Origin of the sequence: Ureibacillus massiliensis 4400831 = CIP 108448 = CCUG 49529 (assembly GCF_000772965.1) — a bacterium.
Classification (GTDB): domain Bacteria; phylum Bacillota; class Bacilli; order Bacillales_A; family Planococcaceae; genus Ureibacillus; species Ureibacillus massiliensis.
Map to the genome: position 1 here is coordinate 19,651 of NZ_JPVQ01000009.1, position 20,929 is coordinate 40,579.

General features: G+C 32.3%; 18 protein-coding genes. All 18 read left to right on the forward strand.

Features of this window, described 5'->3' with window-relative positions; genetic code table 11:
- Positions 1–14 precede the first annotated feature (14 nt).
- The gene (locus CD30_RS06830) at positions 15–272 is read left to right on the forward strand and encodes a DUF3243 domain-containing protein (protein WP_036174365.1); all 258 of its coding nucleotides are present in this window, start codon (positions 15–17) and stop codon (positions 270–272) included.
- A gap of 329 nt (positions 273–601) precedes the next feature.
- Entirely contained in the window at positions 602–1,390 is a 789-nt protein-coding gene (locus CD30_RS06835) for a DUF3388 domain-containing protein (protein WP_036174368.1), read from the forward strand.
- A gap of 21 nt (positions 1,391–1,411) precedes the next feature.
- Positions 1,412–2,311: a helix-turn-helix domain-containing protein gene (locus tag CD30_RS06840; RefSeq protein WP_036174371.1), complete on the forward strand. Its 900-nt coding sequence runs from the start codon at positions 1,412–1,414 to the stop codon at positions 2,309–2,311.
- Between the two features lie 51 nt (positions 2,312–2,362).
- Positions 2,363–2,941, forward strand: coding sequence for a CDP-diacylglycerol--glycerol-3-phosphate 3-phosphatidyltransferase (gene pgsA / locus CD30_RS06845; RefSeq protein ID WP_036174374.1), 579 nt, complete (start codon positions 2,363–2,365; stop codon positions 2,939–2,941).
- Between the two features lie 229 nt (positions 2,942–3,170).
- The gene (locus CD30_RS06850) at positions 3,171–4,424 is read left to right on the forward strand and encodes a competence/damage-inducible protein A (RefSeq protein ID WP_036174377.1); all 1,254 of its coding nucleotides are present in this window, start codon (positions 3,171–3,173) and stop codon (positions 4,422–4,424) included.
- A gap of 184 nt (positions 4,425–4,608) precedes the next feature.
- Positions 4,609–5,676, forward strand: a complete 1,068-nt coding sequence (gene recA, locus CD30_RS06855; RefSeq protein WP_036174381.1) for a recombinase RecA — start codon at positions 4,609–4,611, stop codon at positions 5,674–5,676.
- A gap of 475 nt (positions 5,677–6,151) precedes the next feature.
- Positions 6,152–7,708 (forward strand): ribonuclease Y, encoded by a 1,557-nt coding sequence (gene rny / locus CD30_RS06860; protein ID WP_036174384.1) that lies wholly within the window; start codon positions 6,152–6,154, stop codon positions 7,706–7,708.
- 236 nt (positions 7,709–7,944) lie between these two features.
- Positions 7,945–8,685: a tyrosine-protein phosphatase gene (locus tag CD30_RS06865; RefSeq protein ID WP_036174387.1), complete on the forward strand. Its 741-nt coding sequence runs from the start codon at positions 7,945–7,947 to the stop codon at positions 8,683–8,685.
- 418 nt (positions 8,686–9,103) lie between these two features.
- Positions 9,104–10,936: a polysaccharide biosynthesis protein gene (locus CD30_RS06870; protein ID WP_036174390.1), complete on the forward strand. Its 1,833-nt coding sequence runs from the start codon at positions 9,104–9,106 to the stop codon at positions 10,934–10,936.
- A 71-nt stretch (positions 10,937–11,007) separates the two neighbouring features.
- A complete protein-coding gene (locus CD30_RS06875) occupies positions 11,008–12,132 on the forward strand; it encodes a DegT/DnrJ/EryC1/StrS family aminotransferase (protein WP_036174579.1) in 1,125 nt (374 codons plus the stop codon).
- Positions 12,133–12,786, forward strand: coding sequence for a sugar transferase (locus tag CD30_RS06880; protein ID WP_052126087.1), 654 nt, complete (start codon positions 12,133–12,135; stop codon positions 12,784–12,786). It abuts the gene before it with no gap.
- Between the two features lie 48 nt (positions 12,787–12,834).
- A complete protein-coding gene (locus tag CD30_RS06885; protein ID WP_211254623.1) occupies positions 12,835–13,902 on the forward strand; it encodes a GNAT family N-acetyltransferase in 1,068 nt (355 codons plus the stop codon).
- Positions 13,903–13,932: 30 nt separating this feature from the next.
- Complete coding sequence (locus tag CD30_RS06890) at positions 13,933–15,156, forward strand: ATP-grasp domain-containing protein (protein ID WP_036174393.1); 1,224 nt, start codon at positions 13,933–13,935, stop codon at positions 15,154–15,156.
- A 17-nt stretch (positions 15,157–15,173) separates the two neighbouring features.
- Complete coding sequence (locus tag CD30_RS06895; RefSeq protein ID WP_036174396.1) at positions 15,174–16,409, forward strand: type III PLP-dependent enzyme domain-containing protein; 1,236 nt, start codon at positions 15,174–15,176, stop codon at positions 16,407–16,409.
- Between the two features lie 20 nt (positions 16,410–16,429).
- A complete protein-coding gene (locus CD30_RS06900; protein WP_036174399.1) occupies positions 16,430–17,641 on the forward strand; it encodes a glycosyltransferase family 4 protein in 1,212 nt (403 codons plus the stop codon).
- Between the two features lie 15 nt (positions 17,642–17,656).
- Positions 17,657–18,760, forward strand: a complete 1,104-nt coding sequence (locus CD30_RS06905) for a glycosyltransferase (protein WP_036174402.1) — start codon at positions 17,657–17,659, stop codon at positions 18,758–18,760.
- A gap of 12 nt (positions 18,761–18,772) precedes the next feature.
- Entirely contained in the window at positions 18,773–19,927 is a 1,155-nt protein-coding gene (locus tag CD30_RS06910; protein ID WP_036174413.1) for an EpsG family protein, read from the forward strand.
- A 94-nt stretch (positions 19,928–20,021) separates the two neighbouring features.
- Complete coding sequence (locus tag CD30_RS06915; protein WP_036174415.1) at positions 20,022–20,873, forward strand: ATP-grasp fold amidoligase family protein; 852 nt, start codon at positions 20,022–20,024, stop codon at positions 20,871–20,873.
- Positions 20,874–20,929: the final 56 nt, after the last annotated feature.

The following is a 20,929-nucleotide window of genomic DNA, read 5'->3' on the forward strand; positions in this document are numbered from 1 at the left end:
AGGAGGAGATACAAATGGCATTATTGGAAAACTGGGAAAAATGGACTTCATTTTTAGGCCAACAAGTTGAAAATGCACAAGAAACAGGCATGTCTAAAAAGATGATTGAAAATACTGCTGTGCAAATTGGAAACTATTTAGCTAAAAATGTAGATCCTAAAAACGAACAAGAACGCGTGCTTTCTGATTTATGGGGAGTCGCAAGTGATGATGAAAAACATGCCTTAGCGAATTGTGTTGTTAAACTCGTTCAGCAACATCGTGTTCAATAGTTCTAACTTGTGATAGTTTACCCTGTAATTGAGGCGTAATCTCTCACAAGCTTAGAATGCTATCTCACAAATAGTGAGCCTCATATATTTTATGATAAAAGGAGGCTTGTCCTCCTTTTCTTCTTATTGTTAATTATAAAAAAGTTTTTTCTAAATATAGTAAGAAATCCTTCTTTTTCTGCTAAACTAATGCATTTTGTAAAAAATATTATTATTTATATGAATTTGGCATTTTTTTGTCTATTTGTAACTTTTCAATACATATAAAATCCGCTATGATGAAACTATTAAAGATATTTTTCGTTTCAATAGTAAGGGGACGATTGTAGATGAGTGAATGGTATTTTGAATATGAGATCCAAGTAAATCGTCCGGGATTATTAGGCGATATTGCATCCCTACTCGGTATGTTAAGGGTGAATATTGTCACGATAAATGGTGTGGATGAAAGTAGACGTGGCATGTTATTAATGGCGGAAAAAGAGGAGTCCATTCAACGTTTTATCACGATTGTATCCACTATGGAAAATATCCATGTTACAAAATTCCGTCAACCTAAAATCCGAGATCGTTTAGCAGTTCGTCATGGACACTATATTCCTCGAGATGTAGATGAAAAAAATACATTTCGTTTTGTTCGTGATGAATTAGGTATTTTAGTGGATTTTATGGCTGAACTCTTTAAAAAAGATGGTCATAAGTTGATTGGAATTCGTGGAATGCCAAGAGTTGGTAAAACAGAGTCAGTGGTTGCAGCTAGTGTGTGTGCGAATAAAAAATGGATATTTTTATCATCGACAATGATTAAACAAACTATTCGTAATAAGTTAATTGGTGATGAGTATAACAATAATAATATTTTCATCCTAGATGGTGCTTTAACTCAACGTGCTAATGATGAGGGCCATTTAAGACTTGTACGAGAAATTATGAGTACGCCAACGATTAAAGTTGTTGAGCATCCAGATGTATTTGTCAAATTGTCCGATTATAAAATTGAAGATTTCGATTATATTATCGAATTACGTCATGATCCAAACGAAGAAATTACATACGACATGATGTTGAAAAATCAAATGATGTCACAATCAGACCAATTTGGAGGATTTAATTTTTAATAAAGAAGTAGGTGTTTACAAGTGGCAGAGCTCGGAACTCGGTTAAAAGAAGCTAGGTTGTCAAAAGGATACAGCTTAGATGATTTACAAGAAATAACAAAAATTCAAAAAAGATATTTAGTAGGTATTGAAGAAGGAAATTACTCTATCATGCCAGGTACTTTTTACGTGCGAGCATTTATTAAACAATATGCTGAGGCAGTAGGGTTAAACGCCGATGAACTATTAGAAGAATTTAAAGGTGAAATTCCTAATAGTCAACCAGAAGATGTTGCACAATCGATTTCCTATAGCTCTACACGTAGAAGTATATCCTCAAGATCTTCTAGCCGTATGATGGAAACCATGCCAAAAGTCATCGTTGCATTATTTATTGTTGTTATCATCGCAGTTATATGGTTTTTATATTCTCAAAAGGTACAAAATACTCCAGAAGAAGTCGAAGATGATCCTGCTCAATTAGAATATGTACAAAAGCCAACGCCAACAGAAAATACGCCGAATAATGGAGATGAAGAAAATTCTGATTCAGTAGAAGCTCCTCCTGTAGATGAAGAGCCGGTTGATGAAGAAACTGTGACTCAAACAATTTCTCCTGGTGAAGTTCAGTCTGATGGGATAACAACAATTTATGAATTATCTGGTGCAGAGGCAATGAATATTCGAGTTGAAGTATCAGGTGATACTTGGGTTAGTATTCGAAATGAGAATGGTGAAGAACAAGTGACAGATCGAGTATATAAAGCAAGTGAAGTAGTAGAACATGATTCAACAGAAAATGGCTATGCTCGTATTCGTCTTGGAAATGCTAACTATGCGAAAGTATTCGTAAATGATGAAGAAATAGAATACACGTTAGCTCCAACTGAACCGGGTAAATCCACGCAAAATATCATTATTACGTTTTCTCAAGAACAATAGTCATCATCAAATGATGGCTATTTTCTTTCAATATGAAAGGTGTTTTTTTACATGAATATACCAAATAAAATTACAGTATCACGTATCTGCTTGATCCCACTATTTGTCATTGTTATGATTATCGACTTTGGTTGGGGCGACATAATGATTTTAGGTGCAAACATGCCTCTTGAACATTTCATTGGTGCATTGATTTTTATTATTGCATCATGTACGGACTGGGTAGATGGCTATTATGCGCGGAAGTACAATTTAGTTACAAATTTAGGGAAATTTTTGGACCCATTAGCAGATAAATTATTAGTATCCGCCGCATTTATCGTATTAGTTGAACTTGGCTACGCACCAGCCTGGGTTATAATCATTATTTTAAGTCGTGAATTTGCGGTAACAGGACTTCGTGCTATTTTAGCTGGTGAAGGTGAAATTGTTGCAGCAAGTCAATTAGGTAAAATCAAAACGTGGACACAAATTGTAGCAATCGCATCACTATTATTGCATAATACAATCTTTGTCATGTTTGGCATACCTTTTGATTTAATTATGCTATATGTCGCGTTGTTCTTTACGATTTGGTCAGGTTGGGATTATTTCTATTTAAATCGAAAGTCTTTATTAGAGTCTAAATAAATCAAGTACTGTATTATATACTCGTTCCCTAACAAAATACATGTTAGATAAATTTTGAAAGCCAGTGTTTAGTGCACTGGCTTTCTATGTATGTCGTGAATTTCATGAGAATATATTAAACGATGATAATGGATTCGTACATTGTCTTTAATATTTGTTGTCTAAAATGTGCTACGAATGTAAAGTTAAAGTATCAAAACGCCAAATTCTAATAAAGCGAGGTTAAATAATGAACGCCGAGATTATTGCTGTTGGTTCAGAGTTGTTACTAGGTCAAATCGCAAATACGAATGCAAAATTTATTTCCAATCAACTATCTGAGTTAGGTATTAATGTTTTTTATCACACAGTTGTTGGAGATAATCCTGGACGTTTAAAAGAAGTGATTGAAGTAGCTGAGAAGCGTGCAGATTTAATCATTTTTTCTGGTGGGCTTGGACCTACAAAGGATGACTTAACAAAAGAAACAATTGCAAGTCATCTGAATGTGCCATTAACCCTTGATAATGTCGCTTTATCTTTTATAGAAGAATTTTTTGCTAAACGAGGAAGAGGAATGACAGAAAATAATCGAAAGCAAGCGCTTGTATTAGAAGGATGTGAAGTGCTAGCGAATCATCATGGAATGGCTCCAGGAATGTATCTTGAAAAGGATGGACGTACTTATATGTTATTGCCTGGTCCACCTAAAGAGCTTGAACCAATGTTTCAATTTGAAGCAAAGCCGATACTTGCTAAACGATTGAACTTAGATGGCACAATCATTTCCCATGTGTTGCGTTTCTATGGAATTGGAGAAGCTGAGCTGGAAGTCCAAATACAGGATATATTAGATAATCAATCAAACCCAACAGTTGCCCCTTTAGCTTCGGACGGGGAAGTTACATTACGTATTACAGCGAAAGCAGCTACTGAAGAAGAAGCTTGGAAATTAATAGATCAGAAAAAAGCAGAAATTTTAGCGATTGTAGGTGAATTTCAATATGGGGTGGATGATGATTCATTAACTTCCAAAACAGTTGAAATGTTACTACATAATGGATTAACGATTTCGGCAGCGGAAAGTTTAACAGCTGGTCTTTTCCAATCAGAATTAGCCGAGATTTCAGGTGTAAGTGGAACATTGGTAGGTGGCTTTGTCACATATACTGAACAAGCAAAAATAGATCAGCTTGGGATTGAAAAAGAGCTGCTAGAAAAATTCGGTGTTGTAAGTAGTGAGTGCGCCGCTGCAATGGCAGTAAATGCCCGAAAACTGATGGGAACGGATATTGGAATTGGGTTAACGGGTGCTGCTGGCCCAGAACCTCATGATGGTCAACCGGCAGGAACTATTTGGATTGGCTTTTCAATTGGAGATACACTTGTCACTCGCAAATTAGAATTGAGCGGAATGCGCAATACAAACCGATTACGCGCGGTTAAATACACTTGTAGCTATTTAATGAGATTGTTAGCAGAAAAGGGTTACGCTCGGGTTTGATTTCATGTTGAGAGATTCAAGATATAGCATGAAAAACAAAATTTCGTAGTTTATAAATAGTTTGAATTTTTATTTTGCCCCAAAAACGAAAATATGTTCGCTTTTTTCTTGAATCTTTCTCAAAAAAGAAGTATAGTAGAGACATAAGAAATAATGATTCATTTTCTGTTAAGGAGGAAATCTTTTGAGCGATCGTAAAGCTGCCTTAGATATGGCGTTAAAACAAATTGAAAAACAATTCGGTAAAGGTTCTGTAATGAAACTTGGTGAAAAAGCGGACCTTCAAATTGAAACAATTTCAAGTGGTTCGTTAGCACTTGATGCTGCACTTGGAGTTGGTGGATATCCAAGAGGACGAATTATTGAAATATATGGACCAGAATCTTCTGGTAAAACGACTGTTGCTCTTCATGCGATTGCTGAAGTTCAAGCAAAAGGTGGACAAGCTGCATTTATCGATGCAGAGCATGCTCTTGATCCAGTATACGCACAAAAATTAGGAGTAAATATTGATGAATTAATTCTGTCACAGCCAGACACAGGGGAACAAGCTCTTGAAATTGCTGAAGCATTAGTTCGCAGTGGCGCAATCGATGTGATCGTTATTGACTCTGTAGCTGCCCTTGTACCAAAAGCTGAAATCGAAGGTGAAATGGGCGACTCTCACATGGGTCTACAAGCTCGTTTAATGTCTCAAGCATTGCGTAAACTTTCAGGTATTATTAATAAATCAAACACTTTAGCGATTTTTATCAACCAAGTTCGTGAAAAAATTGGTGTAATGTTTGGTAATCCAGAAACAACAACGGGTGGCCGTGCATTAAAATTCTACGCTACAATTCGTCTTGAAGTTCGTCGTGCCGAAACAATCAAACAAGGTACCGATATGATAGGTAATAAAACTAAAATTAAAGTTGTTAAAAACAAAGTTGCGCCACCATTCCGTACTGCTGAAATTGATATTATGTTCGGCGAAGGGATTTCAAAAGAAGGAGAAATCGTGGACTTAGGTGCAGAACTAGATATCATTCAAAAAAGCGGTTCTTGGTACGCATACGGTGATGAGCGAATAGGCCAAGGTCGTGAAAATGTAAAACAATTCTTAAAGGCAAATCCAGAAATTCGTGAAGAAATTTCTAATAAAATACGTGAATCCTATGGTATGGTAGCTGGAGCATATACAATTGCAGCCCACGATGATGAAGAGGAAGAAATGCCAGAAGAATTAGCACTTTTATTAGACGAGAAATAATTCTTTTAAATAAAAAGCGCCATTCTCTAGAGAAAAGAGGATGGCGTTTTTGATATGAATCTTTACGATCACCAATAAAAATTTTGATAAATCTTGCAAATGTATGACAGAATTTTTGTAGAAAAATTTATAATATAAAGACAGCATTTTCAAAATTAAAAAGAATGAGAGCTACCCAAATTTTCACTATTATGAATGAATCCTGTAAAATGTTACAATAATAATGGTAATTAGGAATAATATTGGAATCCTAGTTATTTAAGAAACCACGAGGCCATGTTTGTGTTTCATACATTGTTATGGGTGTGTTATCAAACCTACTAACTGTAGCAATCCTTGACATAGCTAATATGGAGCTATACAATTAAAATTGTATAATTTTTTAATTATGACATGAAATAGGCAGTATGTTGATTGAATTTTCAATATATAGCCGACTGAAAATGAAATGATTATAGCAAGAGGAGGTGTTCAAATGTTTGAATACATTATCTCCGCTTTGCTTGGATTCATCGTCGGTGCCGCTGTTATCTATTTCTATATGAAAAAAGTGAATGAATCAAAAGTGAATGGTGCGAGATCTTCTGCTGAGCTTATTTTAGATGAAGCGAAGCGTGAGGCGGAAGCCTTAAAGAAAGAAGCACTGCTTGAAGCAAAAGATGAAACTCACAAAATTCGTACTGAAGCAGAAAAAGACATCCGTGAACGCCGGTATGAGCTTCAGAAACAGGAAAACCGGTTATTGCAAAGAGAAGAAAATCTTGATCGCAAGGATGAAACTCTGAATAAGAGAGAATCGAGCTTAGAGCGGAAAGAAGAAATTCTAGCCGAAAGACAACAGCATATTGAACAGATGGAAAGTAAAGTGGAGGAACTCGTTGCGACACAAAAATCAGAACTTGAACGCATTGCGGCTTTAACACGTGAAGAAGCAAAAGACATCATTATTAAAAATGTTGAGAATGAACTTTCGACAGATATTGCAGTGATGACAAAAGAAGCAGAAACACGTGCCAAAGAGGAATCTGAAAAGAAAGCACGAGAAATATTATCACTTGCCCTGCAACGCTTCGCGGCAGATCACGTTGCAGAAACAACTGTGTCGGTTGTAAACTTACCGAATGACGAGATGAAAGGCCGTATTATTGGTCGTGAAGGTCGTAACATTCGAACACTTGAAACACTTACTGGAATCGATTTAATTATTGATGATACACCAGAAGCTGTTATACTTTCTGGTTTTGACCCAATCCGTCGTGAAACAGCACGTCTTGCCCTTGAAAAATTGGTACAAGATGGGCGTATCCACCCAGCTCGAATTGAGGAAATGGTGGAAAAATCACGTCGTGAAATGGACGAGCAAATCCGTGAAACAGGTGAACAAACGACATTTGAAGTAGGCATTCATAATTTACATCCAGACTTGATGAAAATTTTAGGTCGTATGAAATATCGTACAAGCTATGGTCAAAATGTATTAAAACATTCCATAGAGGTTGCTCATCTTTCCGGCCTACTTGCTGCTGAGCTTGGTGAAGATGTAGTTTTAGCAAAACGTGCAGGGTTATTGCACGATATTGGTAAAGCGATCGATCATGAGGTTGAAGGTAGCCATGTAGAAATCGGAGTGGAGCTTGCAACGAAGTACAGAGAGCATCCGGTTGTTATTAACAGTATCGCTTCACACCATGGTGACACAGAACCAACATCTGTAATCGCAGTAATTGTTGCAGCGGCAGATGCTTTATCTGCGGCAAGACCTGGTGCCCGTAGCGAAACACTTGAAAACTATATTAGACGTCTTGAAAAACTAGAAGAAATTTCTGAGTCTTACGAAGGCGTTGAAAAATCCTTTGCAATTCAAGCTGGACGTGAAATTCGTATTATTGTACAGCCAGATAAAATTGATGACTTAGCCGCACATCGTTTGGCCCGAGATATACGTAAACGAATTGAAGAAGAACTTGATTACCCAGGTCATATTAAAGTGACTGTAATTAGAGAAACACGTGCAGTTGAATATGCGAAATAAAATAAAAGTCGACTCATTTCGAGTCGGCTTTTTATTTTGAATCACTTTTCATTTTTTCTATAAACTTAACCTCCAATCGTTTTAAATACAAATTGTAATTCGTGCCTATAATTTAACTTATGAAATTATAGTAATATATTTTCTATTTTATGGAATAAAGAGAGAGGGACCACTAATAATATATAAAAGTAATATATAGTATGATAGTCATTACTTCTTAAAAGGAGGGGATTATTTTGATTGATATTCATAGTCACATATTATGGGATGTGGATGATGGTCCATCATCAATTGAAGAATCACTTCAAATTTTAGAACTAGCTAGTCAGAATGGGATTCATGGAATGATTGCAACTTCTCATTATAAACATCCCCTTTATTCAGTACCGTTTCAAGAAGTGGAAAATAAAGTAAATCTACTACAGGAAGAATTAAAGAAAAATAATATTCCTATTACATTATATGTTGGTCATGAAGTTAGACTATCTAGTAATTTAATCAGTTCACATATGACAATGCAATATCATACTCTCGCAAAGTCGAGATATCTCTTATTAGAATTACCATCATCCACTGTTCCCCTCTACACGATTCCTATTATTCAACACTTAATACGACTTGAAATTACACCAATAATAGCGCATCCAGAACGTAATAGATCAATTATTGAAAGACCTACAATTTTAGAAAACTTAATTGCACATGGAGCACTAGCACAAATCACTGCAGGAAGCATAACTGGTCATTTTGGTAGACAAATACAGAAACGATCCCTTCAATTTATCCATTCGAATTTAGTTCATACATATGGATCAGATGTTCATCACTTAACAAAAAGACCTTTATTGTTTAAAGAAGGTTTATCGTATTTAGAGAAAAAGAAATTATCCAGTAAAGTGGAGATTTTTTTAGAAAATAATCAAAGAATTATTAACAATCAACCACTTATTTTAAAGGAACTGGAACATAGTAAGTAAAGCGAGAAGGAAAACGGTTATCGTGGGAAAAACTTGTCATTGTAGCATTCATATAAGTTGAATAATAGAATCTTTTGAAAGTGAAGTTTGCCCTATAAGGTCGTAAAACTAAGGATATAGGAGGCGAACTTCTTTTTTACTATGAAGATGTTGTTTACTAAATACTTTTTTATCAATTTTAATTCATTGAAACTAGGAATATTTTTATATATCACGGCATTATAATGAATATCATTTTTAAGAAATTCAATAAATTTATTTATGAATTCCATTGAAAATACTGTCATAATCTTAGTCTCAAAATAATAACTTGGCAAAGGACATTTCTATTAATAATCAAAATGTATGATGAATAACTTGTACTATAAAACTTCCATAAAAACGTATGTCACCATTGATTAACGTGAGGTGTAAATTAGTGACTTATAGGTTGAGGTATAGTGTTTTCTTTGCTTTGGACTCTGCAATTGTATTATCAGCTATTTTTTTAAGTCTTTGGATACTTTATCCTACTTCAAACTTTTATACAGATTCCCTAATTGTATTAAGTTCTTTAACACTACTCATTACACATCATATGTCAGCTCATTTTTTTCGTTTATACAATCGAATTTGGAGTGTGGCATCAGTAAAGGAATTATTAACTATTAGTACCGCAGTAACAATCGCTGTCATGACAGCAAGTGGACTACAATTATTAAATGGTGTTTTTTATTTTAGGGTAATGATCGTAACTTGGTTATTATTGATTTTATTTATTGGAGGTTCACGTTTTTTGTTGCGTTTAGTACACGATTTTCATGATGCTAAAAAAACTGAAAATGATTTAAAAAGAGTTCTCATTGTTGGAGCAGGCGCTGCTGGAACAATGCTAATACGCAGCATTAAACGAAATCAAATTAAAGAGTATCAAGTTGTGGCAATTGTAGATGATGATCCATATAAGCAAAACCTTACTTTACATGATGTCAAAGTTTGTGGGACAACCTATCAAATACCAAGAATTGTAGAAGAAAAGTCAATTGATATCATTATTTTAGCTATTCCTTCACTTGGGAAATTTGGTATACGACAAATTTACGAAAGATGCTTACAAACAAACGCAAAGATTAAAACCATGCCAAAAATTGAGGATATTATGCTTGGAAAAGTATCGGTAAATGAAATACAAGAGATAAAGGCAGAAGAATTATTAGGACGTGAGGAAATTAAACTTGATATGGTTCCTATAACAAATAAATTAACGAATAAAGTGATACTCGTAACAGGTGCTGGAGGGTCAATTGGTTCAGAAATTTGTAGACAAGTAGCTCAATTTGAACCGAAACATTTAATCCTTTTAGGACATGGTGAAAATTCTATTTATAAAATTCATTTAGAGTTATCAGAAAATATGAAGAATCGAAACTCAGAGATTACCCCGATTATTGCAGATATACAAGACAGAAAGCGAATGTTAGAAGTAGTCGAACAATTCCTTCCAGATGTGATTTACCACGCAGCAGCACATAAACACGTACCATTAATGGAATGTAATCCAATAGAAGCAGTGAAAAATAATATTTTCGGAACTAAGAATATTGCAGAAGCTGCTCTTACTTATGGTGTTTCAAATTTTGTCATGATTTCCAGCGATAAGGCAGTTAATCCGACAAATGTAATGGGTGCAACGAAACGTATAGCTGAGATGATCATCCAAAATTATGCGTCCACAAGTGACACGATATTTACAGCAGTACGTTTTGGAAATGTACTTGGATCACGTGGTAGTGTCGTACCGAGATTTCAAACGCAAATAGTAGCAGGTGGACCTGTGACGGTCACACACCCTGAAATGACACGCTATTTCATGACCATTCCAGAGGCATCCAGACTTGTGATTCAAGCTGGTGCACTTGCGGAAGGTGGAGAAGTATTTGTGTTAGATATGGGGGAACCAGTTAAAATCGTTGATTTAGCAAGAAATTTAATTCGTTTATCAGGATATAAAGAAGAAGAGATTGGTATTGAATTTTCGGGAATAAGACCGGGAGAAAAAATGTATGAAGAGCTTCTTAACCCAGAAGAGATTCAAGAAAAGAATATATATCCAAAAATACATGTTGGAAAAGCAAACTATTTACCACTTGATCAATTAATGCACTTACTTTCTGAAATAGAAAATCTTGCGTCTACAGAACTAAAACAAAGAATGATTGATTTAGCAAATGGGAAATGGGTAGTTGATATATATCCAACGAATCCGATTTAGAAAATTAAATTAAATGGATGGTAAATTTACAATTCGAAGGGAGGGAAAACTTGATAAATAGTAACCTATTGATGCAACAAAATTTGAAAAAAAAGATTTATCTCTCATCTCCGCATATGAGTGATGAGGGGTATGAGTTGAAATATATTAAAGAAGCCTTTGAGACAAATTGGATAGCACCATTTGGAAATAATGTAGATGAATTTGAAAAAGAGATAGTAAATAGGGTAGGAGCAAAATCTTCGGTTGCCTTATCCTCTGGGACAGCAGCAATACATATGGCATTAAAGGCTGCGGGAGTTGGAGAGGGAGATATTGTGTTTTGTCAGTCCTTAACCTTCTCAGCTACAGCGAATCCAATTATTTATCAAAATGCGATTCCGGTATTTATTGATAGTGATCATGAAACATGGAATATGAGTCCAGAGGCACTACAAGAGGCATTTCACAAATATCCCCAAGCTAAAGCTGTAATCGTAGTTCACTTATATGGCTTATCCGCAAATATGGATTCCATCATGGATATTTGCAGTCAATATAATGTTGCCGTCATAGAAGATGCTGCAGAAAGTTTGGGAACTGTATACAAGGAGCGACAGACAGGTACTATTGGAGATTATGGTATTTATTCATTTAATGGGAATAAAATCATCACAACTTCTTCTGGTGGGATGCTTGTATCAAATAATTTAGAAAAAATGGAAAAAGTGAAATTTTGGGCTACTCAATCAAAGGATAAAGCGAAACATTATCAGCATAGTGAGCTTGGCTTTAATTATCGAATGAGCAATATTCTTGCAGGCATTGGGAGAGGACAACTGAAAATACTAGATCAACGAATTCAAAAAAAGAAATATATTTTTGAGATTTATAAAAACGAGTTAGCGAAACTTGATGGCATTGAGTTTATGCCAATCAATGAATGGAATAACCCAAACTATTGGTTAAGTTGTATAACATTAAATGGAAAAATGAAACCATCTCATATAATAGATGCCCTCGAACAAGAAAATATTGAATCAAGGCATTTATGGAAGCCAATGCATATGCAGCCCTATTACGAAAAGTTTGATTATTTTGGTACAAATGTTTCACAAGAACTATTTGAAAAGGGTGTTTGTTTACCATCGGATACTAAGATAACTGATAGGGATTTGATGAGAGTAGTGAACACTATTAAGAGGATTTGGAGATAAATGAATAAATTTAATGCGTGGATTTATAGAGATTATTTTAAAAGACCAATGGATATTATTTTATCTATCATTGCGTTAATAATTTTAAGTCCATTATTAATTATAATCGCTCTCTTGGTAAAGATTAAACTAGGCAGTCCAGTAATATACAAACAAAAACGACCAGGGCTAAATGAAAAAGTGTTTACTATATATAAATTTAGAACAATGTCAGATGAGAGGGATGAATACGGGCTATTACTTCCGGATAGCGTCAGGTTAACTAAGTTTGGTAGATTTTTAAGATCTACAAGTTTAGACGAATTACCTGAGTTAATCAATATTCTTAAAGGAGATATGTCAATTGTTGGACCAAGACCTTTATCAGTATCATATTTACCATATTATACTGAGCAAGAAAAAATTAGACATTCTGTAAGGCCTGGTTTATCTGGATTAGCACAAATTAACGGTAGAAATATTGTTAAGTGGGAACAAAGATTTTACTATGACCAAATCTATGTGAAAAATATTACGTTGATTGGTGATATAAAAATAATTTTAAAAACAATATTAATAGTCATTAAGAGATCTGATATCGGTGAATCAGGAGTTAATTCTCAAATAGATCTTGATAAATGTAGAGCAGATATATTTAAAAGATCAGATAATTAATTAACTATTTTTATAAAGTTAAATGAGATTGAATTTTACAATCTAGAGGTGAGAAGGCTGTTAACGGTTATCACAATTGATGAAATAGATAAGTGGAATAGTATTGTAAAAGGGTTTGAAAATTATGATGTCTATTATTTAGCTCAATTTACTAAAGCATTTAAAGCCATTGGAGACGGTGAACCAATACTTTTCTATTATGAAGATAATAATATCATAGCAATGAATGTAGCTATGAAACGGGATATAGAAAGTGACTTTACTTTTAAAGGAAAGATTCCTCGAAATGCTTATTTTGATTTATCAACTCCTTATGGGTATGGTGGATTTTTAATACAAGGAAAAGTTACGAAAGAAAGTTTAAAGTCACTCAATGAAGAATATAGTTTCATTTGTAGGCGTGAGGGAATAATCAGTGAATTTGTTCGTTTTCATCCAGTACTTAATAATGCCGAAGATTTAGATTTAATCTACGATATTATGAAACTTGGTAACACAATTACAATGTCTCTAACTTCTCAAAATGAAATTTGGAGTAATTTAAGCACAAATAAAAAAAGATGGATAAAAAAGGCAAAACAAGTTGGTGTTGAAATTTATTGGGGTAGGGATCCTTGGTTTTTCGATAAATTTAAAAAAATGTACTATGACACAATGAAAAAAAATAATGCAAGAGACTATTACTACTTTGATCAAAAATTTTTTAATAGTGTATTAAAAGACTTGCTTTATCATTCAATTATCTTTTACGCAGTTTATGAGGAAAAAATTATATCTATGGTACTAGTTTTACATTGTCATGGTCAAATTCATCATCATTTGTCTGCTTCGGATCAAGATTATCAACATCTTGCTTCTACGAACTTAATAATGTATGAAATAGCGAATTGGGGGTGTGAAAACGGCTATAAAACATTTCATTTAGGTGGAGGAGTCGGAAGCAAAGAAGATAATCTATCCAGATTTAAGTCGGGATTTAATAAAAAGTCAAATACAATATTTTCGATAGGTAAGAAAATTTTTGATGATAATAGATATAAAGAATTAATTGAAATTAGAGAAAGGGAAAGAGATTTTACTGAGTCTGAATTATTTTTCCCTCTTTATAGAATATAGTTTTTGAAACTTTAATAGGGAGGTGAATAAATGAAAAAACTTCTTATGCTTGGAGGTACACAGTTTCAAATCCCAGCAATAAAGAAAGCAAGAGAATTAGGTCACTATGTGATTACTTGTGATGAATTTGAAAACAACCCGGGACACAAATGTGCCCATGAATATTACTCCATTAATATTTTTGATAAAGATGCTGTTTTAACCTTAGCAAAAGAATTAAATATAGATGGGATAATCGCTTATCTATCAGATTCTTTAGCACCCATTGTAGCCTATGTTGGAGAGAAGTTAGGGTTGCCCTCAAATCCGTATAAATCAGTAGAAATAATTTCTAATAAAGAGAAGTTTAGAAATTTTTTAGCAAACAATCAGTTTAATGTCCCGAAAGCAAAAGGATATAACTCCTTTGAAGAAGTTAAAAGAGAAATAGATCATTTTAAGTTGCCAGTAATAATAAAACCTGTTGATTCTTCTGGAAGTAGGGGAGTTTCTAAAATTGAGTCTATTGAATTACTCAAAGAAAAAGTAGAAAATGCCCTAAGTTTTTCAAGAGCTAAACGGTTTATCGTAGAGGAATTTATTGAAAATTTTGGATACCAAGTTGCAGCTGATGGATTCTCTGTAGATGGAGAACTTATATTTTGGTGTTTTGGGAATGGTCATTTTCCACCAAAATATAGTAATCCAGTAAATCCTTTTGTACCCGTTGGCTCAAGTTGGCCTTCTAATATGCCTGAGCGAATACAGAAAAAAATTCATGGCGTGATACAAAGGTTAATAACTTTACTAAATATGAAAACCAGTGCCTATAATTTTGATATACAAGTTGATCAACAAGAGAATGTTTATATAGTAGATATTGGTGCTCGGAATGGCGGAAACAAAATACCTGAAATGATTAAATATGCAACAGGGGTAGATTTAATCGAATATTCGATTAAATCCTCATTAGGTGAAGACTGTAATGATTTAACAATGAATAAACCCATTGGGTATTGGTGTTCATATTTAATAAATAGTCAGAATGAAGGAATACTTAAAGATATTGTTATTGATGAGGAACTTAAAAAAACTAATATTGTTGAATATGAATTACTAATAAATAAAGGAGAAAAAGTGTCTGCTTATACAGGATCAAATCATAAATTAGGAACAATGATTTTAAAATTTTCATCGATGAGTGAAATGTTAGAAAAAATAGCGAATATGAACAATTTGTTGGAGGTAAAAGTAGAAGATTTAGGAAATGTGTAAGTAAAGGAGGTATATAAATGGGAATTCAATCTAATACATCTTTAGATCATTTAGTAACTCCATGTTATTTAATTGATGAAAACGAATTAAATAATAATGTTTTAAATTTGAAAAATGCTCTAAACAAGTATTGGAATAACTTTATAATTGGTTATTCTGTAAAAACAAATTCTTTACCTTGGTTATTAGATTATTTTCAAAAGAATAACATATTTGCTGAAATAGTGTCAGACGATGAGTATGAACTTGCCCAAGCCATTGGTTATGAAAAGAATCGATTAATTTACAACGGTGTTTTGAAGTCAAAAGAAACATTTATCGAAGCTATTGAAAATGGAAGTAAAGTAAATATTGATACCCAAAGGGAACTACATTGGCTCCAAGAGCTTAGTCAACTAAACAAAAAAAAATATGAAGTTGGATTAAGGGTGAACTTTGATTTAGAGATTTATTGCCCTGATGAGTCATTAATGGGGGGGGAAGGTGGGAGATTCGGGTTTTGTTATGAAAACGGCGAACTAAAATATGCGATTGATTTTATAAATTCTTTAAAGAATGTAAACTTAACTGGTTTGCACTTCCATTGTAGTACAAAAACTAGAAGCTTAAATATATTTAGAGCCATCTCTATAGTAGCTTGTGAAATTAAAAGAAGGTACTCGTTAAATCTAAGTTATATTGATGTTGGTGGAGGATTTTTTGGAGGACTAAAAGAAAAGCCGCAATTCAATGATTATATTAAGGTGATTTCAGATGAGCTCAGTAAAGAATTTAATTGTAATGATGTAACATTAATAGTTGAACCTGGTACAGCTATCGTTTCATCTCCTTTTAGTTTTATTACAAGTGTAATTGATGTGAAATCAACCACAGCAAATAATTTTGCAACAATAGATGGGAGTAATTTTAATATTAATCCACTTGGTAAAAAAACAAAATTTTTTTTCAATGTTAAATATCGCGATAAGTTGAATCGTCAGAAAATAATAAAAAAGCAAATTGTTTCAGGATATACATGTATGGAAGATGATAGGTTAATTGTACTTGAGGATTATCCTAAACTCTCAAACGGGGATCAAATCATATTTGAAAAAATAGGTGCCTATACTATGTGTTTTACACCATTATTTATCAAGTATTTTCCAAGTGTCTATGTTGTTAAAGATAAGTCAATTCGATTAGTGAAAGAAAAATGGAGTGCAAAAGAATTATTAGTCAATGAAATTAGTAATATAACCGGTTGTTATAAATAATAATTAATGAGGTTAAAAATATGAGAGATATACTAATAATTGCAAATTTTACTGACGCTCCTAGTGAAAAAGGTAATAATCGATTTCACTATTTAGCTGAGGAGATTAATAAAACAGGAAATGTAGAGTTGGTAACCAGTAGTTTTTCACATGATAAAAAAATTCAAAGAACAGTTACTATGGAACAATTAAAAACTGCGTCATACAAATTTACTATGCTCTATGAACCGTCCTATAAAAAAAATGTTTCATTGAGGAGATTATATTGTCATTATATTCTAGGGAAAAATCTTGAAAAATATTTAAGAGAAAGAAAACTTCCTGATGTAATTTATTGCGCAGTACCATCCCTAGAGGTTGGAAAAGTTGCAGCAAGTTATGCAATGAAAAATAATATAAAGTTTATTATTGATATTCAAGATTTATGGCCAGAAGCATTTAGAATGGTTTTTAATGTTCCACTTTTGAATAAGTTATTTTTTTACCCACTAAAACAAAAAGCAAACTTCATTTATTCATCGGCTGACGAAATAATAGCAGTATCCCAAACCTATTTAAAAAAAGTATTAAAAGTGAATAGGAAAGTAAAAAAAGGACTAAGTGTATATTTAGGAACTGACCTTTCAACATTTGATAATTTAGCGGAAAAAGAAAAGCTAACAATAAAACCTAATAATGAATTATGGCTAGGTTATGTAGGAACTTTAGGTCATAGCTATGATATTAAAACGGTTTTAGATGCATTAAAACTATTACAGAATAAAGGCATTCATAATATTAAATTTATTATTATGGGTGACGGACCACTAAAAAGTGAGTTTGAAGAATATGCCTATAAACTTGGGGTGAATGCTGAATTCACTGGGAGGCTTTCTTATCGGAAAATGGTATGCATTCTAAAACAATGTGATATTGCAGTTAATCCTATCAGTAAAGGAGCTGCACAAAGTATTATCAATAAACACGCTGACTATGCTGCTGCTGGATTACCTGTTCTGAATACACAAGAATGCTCTGAATATAGAAATTTGGTTGAAGAGTACAAAATGGGGTTTAACTGCGAAAACAGAAATAGTAGAGATTTAGCAGAGAAGTTATTCATTTTATATGAGGATGATATTCTAAGAGAAAATATGGGTCAAAATAGTAGGAAATTAGCAGAGGAAAAATTTAATAGATTAAAAACATATTCACAAATTCTAACGCTAATTAATAAAGACCAAAGAACTTAATGGTGGTGTTGTTCCATGAATTTACTATACATTTCATGCTTATCTGGTAATTATTCTCACGGTCTAACTTATAGTGTACCAGCACAGATTGAAAGTCAAAGTAAAATTGATAATGTTTATTGGTTAAACTTAAACCAGGAATATAAAAATATAAATACTACACATGTAGAATGTAACAAAATTGAAGAACCTTTAAAATTCGAGTTGTCTAATCTTCCTCCACCATTTAATAAACCAGATCTTGTTATTTTTGAGGGTGTTTATTTTATTTCCTATTGGAAATTAGCAATATCTCTCAAAAAACTCAATATACCGTACATTATAGTTCCCAGAAGTTCGTTAACGAAACAGGCACAGCAAAAAAAACTATTAAAAAAGATACTAGCTAATCTTCTTTTTTTTAATAGTTTTGTAAAAAACGCAGCTGCTATTCAATATCTCACTAAAGATGAATATTTATCGTCCGGTGAGAAATGGAATAATAACTATCTGATTATACCTAATGGAATTAATAAAAAACAAACACTCAAGAAATATAGTTGTAAAAAGTTAAAAGGTATTTTTATAGGGAGATTAGATATATATCAAAAAGGAATAGATTTATTAATTGAGGCATGCTATCAATTAAAAAATGAAATGAAAAGCGCTGGTTGTTCTATAGATATCTATGGTCCTGAAGAAAATGGATCGAAAAGGAAAATTAAAGATTTATTATATAAGTATGGGTTAGATGAATACATTAAGGTTCATGATGAAATTTATCTTGAAAAAAAAGAAAAAGCTCTATTGGAAAGTGACTTCTTTATACTAACTTCACGTTTTGAAGGGCATCCGATGGGATTAATTGAAGCATTGTCATATGGAATACCATGCTTAGTGACAAAAGGGACAAATATGTCTGAGGAAATAAAAAATAATGCAGCTGGTTGGAATGCAAATACAGAAATAAAGAGTATTTCAAATGCAATTAAAGAAGTATTTAAGGATAGAAACATATTAAATATTAAGGGGAGAAATGCAATAAAGTTATCTCAGAAATACAATTGGGAAAATTTGGCTATAGAGAGCCGTTTGAAATATAATGAAATTTTAGAAATCTTAAAAACAGGGGGTAAGTAAAGGGGAAGTTTAATGGGGATATATGTAATTTTATCATTTTACTATCTTATGTCTATTATAGTTGAATCTACATTTAAATTAAAATTAAAAAAAAAAAATTCAGAAATTTGGATTTTTGTTCTGATACTACCTCTTTTTTTTATAGCCGCATTTAGAGAGATAAATGTAGGAAATGACACTATTATTTATTATAAATCATATGAAATAATTTCACAGGAAGATTTCTTTGGAAAAACAAATTCAGTATTTGAAATAGGATATATTTTATTAGTAAAAGTAATAAGTAGACTAGGATTTGACTATCATGCATTTCAAGTAATTATTACCTTTTTTATTTATTATGTTTTTAGTACTACTATAAAAAAATATTCAATGAGTCCAGCTATTAGTATATTAATCTTTTTTAGTATGAATATGTTTTTTGACACAATGAATATTACGAGAACATATTTAGCCATTTCGATTCTATTTTTATCTCTTAAATATATTGAAGAAAGAAAACCCTTTAAATTCTCCTTTTATGTAATTATTGCGTCATTATTTCATACATCTGCGTTAGTTTTTTTTACTCTATACCTATTTGCACAAATAAAATGGTCATATAAAAATTTAATTGAAATATTAACTTTGGCAGTTATAGTAACCCTTTTCTTTGACCATATTGTTAGCTTATTTGTAAGTATGACAGGTAGATATTCTGATTATCTATCAAGTCAGTATTTTATTTTTGAGGATAATATAGCTGTTTATATCAGTTTGTTGATTAATACTATTTTCTTAATTCTTGGATTATTAACGAAATTACCCCAAGATGATATAAACTTTTCACAAAAAAACCATATTAACGAAAATAAAAAGATATTCGATCAAAAAATATCTTCGGGTTTAATTGAAAGAAGCAATATCTGGTTTGCTGCTATGGTTATTACGTTTGTAATTTCTGTTGCAGGTCTTAATTCTACAATTATGGGCAGGGTTGGAATCTATTTTTCAGTTTTATATATAATATTTATCCCAGATATATTAACTAAAATCAGAGAAATTAAGATTCGTTCTTTGGTTGCAGTCATTATAATATTGGGTTTATTGTTATATTTTTATGTTATTCTTCTATTTCGACCAAACTGGTATGGTGTGGTTCCATACAATTGGTTTTTGTACAGTTAAAAATGCTATATTGTCTCATGAAATTTTTATTGTATATAAAAAATACAATTGTTATATATAACAATTGAAACAACTTAATTAGAGGGAGTAGACAATGAGACTATTTTTAATTAATACTTTTCGTTTTATCCCTGACTCTATTTACTTAAAACTCCTATTTTATAAAAACGTAAAAAAATTCTTAAATTTGAAAACTCCAACTACATTTAATGAAAAATTACAATGGCTAAAATTGAATGACCGTAAACAAGAATATACAAAATTAGTAGATAAATATGAAGTTAGAAATTTTATAAAAGAAAAAATTGGTGAAAAATATTTGATTCCATTGTTAGCAGTTTGGAATAATGCCTCTGAAATTGATTTTAGTAAATTGCCAAATCAATTTGTACTCAAATGTAATCATGATTCAAGTAGTGCGATAATTTGTAAAGATAAAAGGAAAATAAACATACAAGAAACAGTTAAGAAGCTTAATAGAAATTTAAAACAAAATGCTTATTGGTATGGTAGAGAGTGGCCATATAAAAACGTTAAACCACTTATAATAGCAGAAGAATTTTTAGAGGAAGAAATTAATCAGCCATTAGTTGATTATAAGGTTTTATGTTTTAATGGGAAAGCTAAATTTGTTCAGGTTCATTGTGGTCGTGGTACAGAAAATTACACACTAGATTTTTACGATCTAGAATGGAATCATACTACGATAGGGCAAAAAGGTATTAACCTTTCAAAGGTTCCATTAAACAAACCTGTTTTTCTTAAGAAAATGATATTTTTATCTGAGATATTAGCTAAAGATTTTATTCATGTAAGAGTGGATTGGTATTTTGTTAAAAATCAACTTTACTTTGGAGAACTAACTTTTTTTGACGGTTCAGGTTTTTTGCCCTTTTCTAAAACTCATGATGATGTCTTGTTAGGAAATTTAATAAATATTCAATAGATTACGGGAAAGACGAAGAAATGATTACTATTTCTTATTTAAATATTGGCTGGATA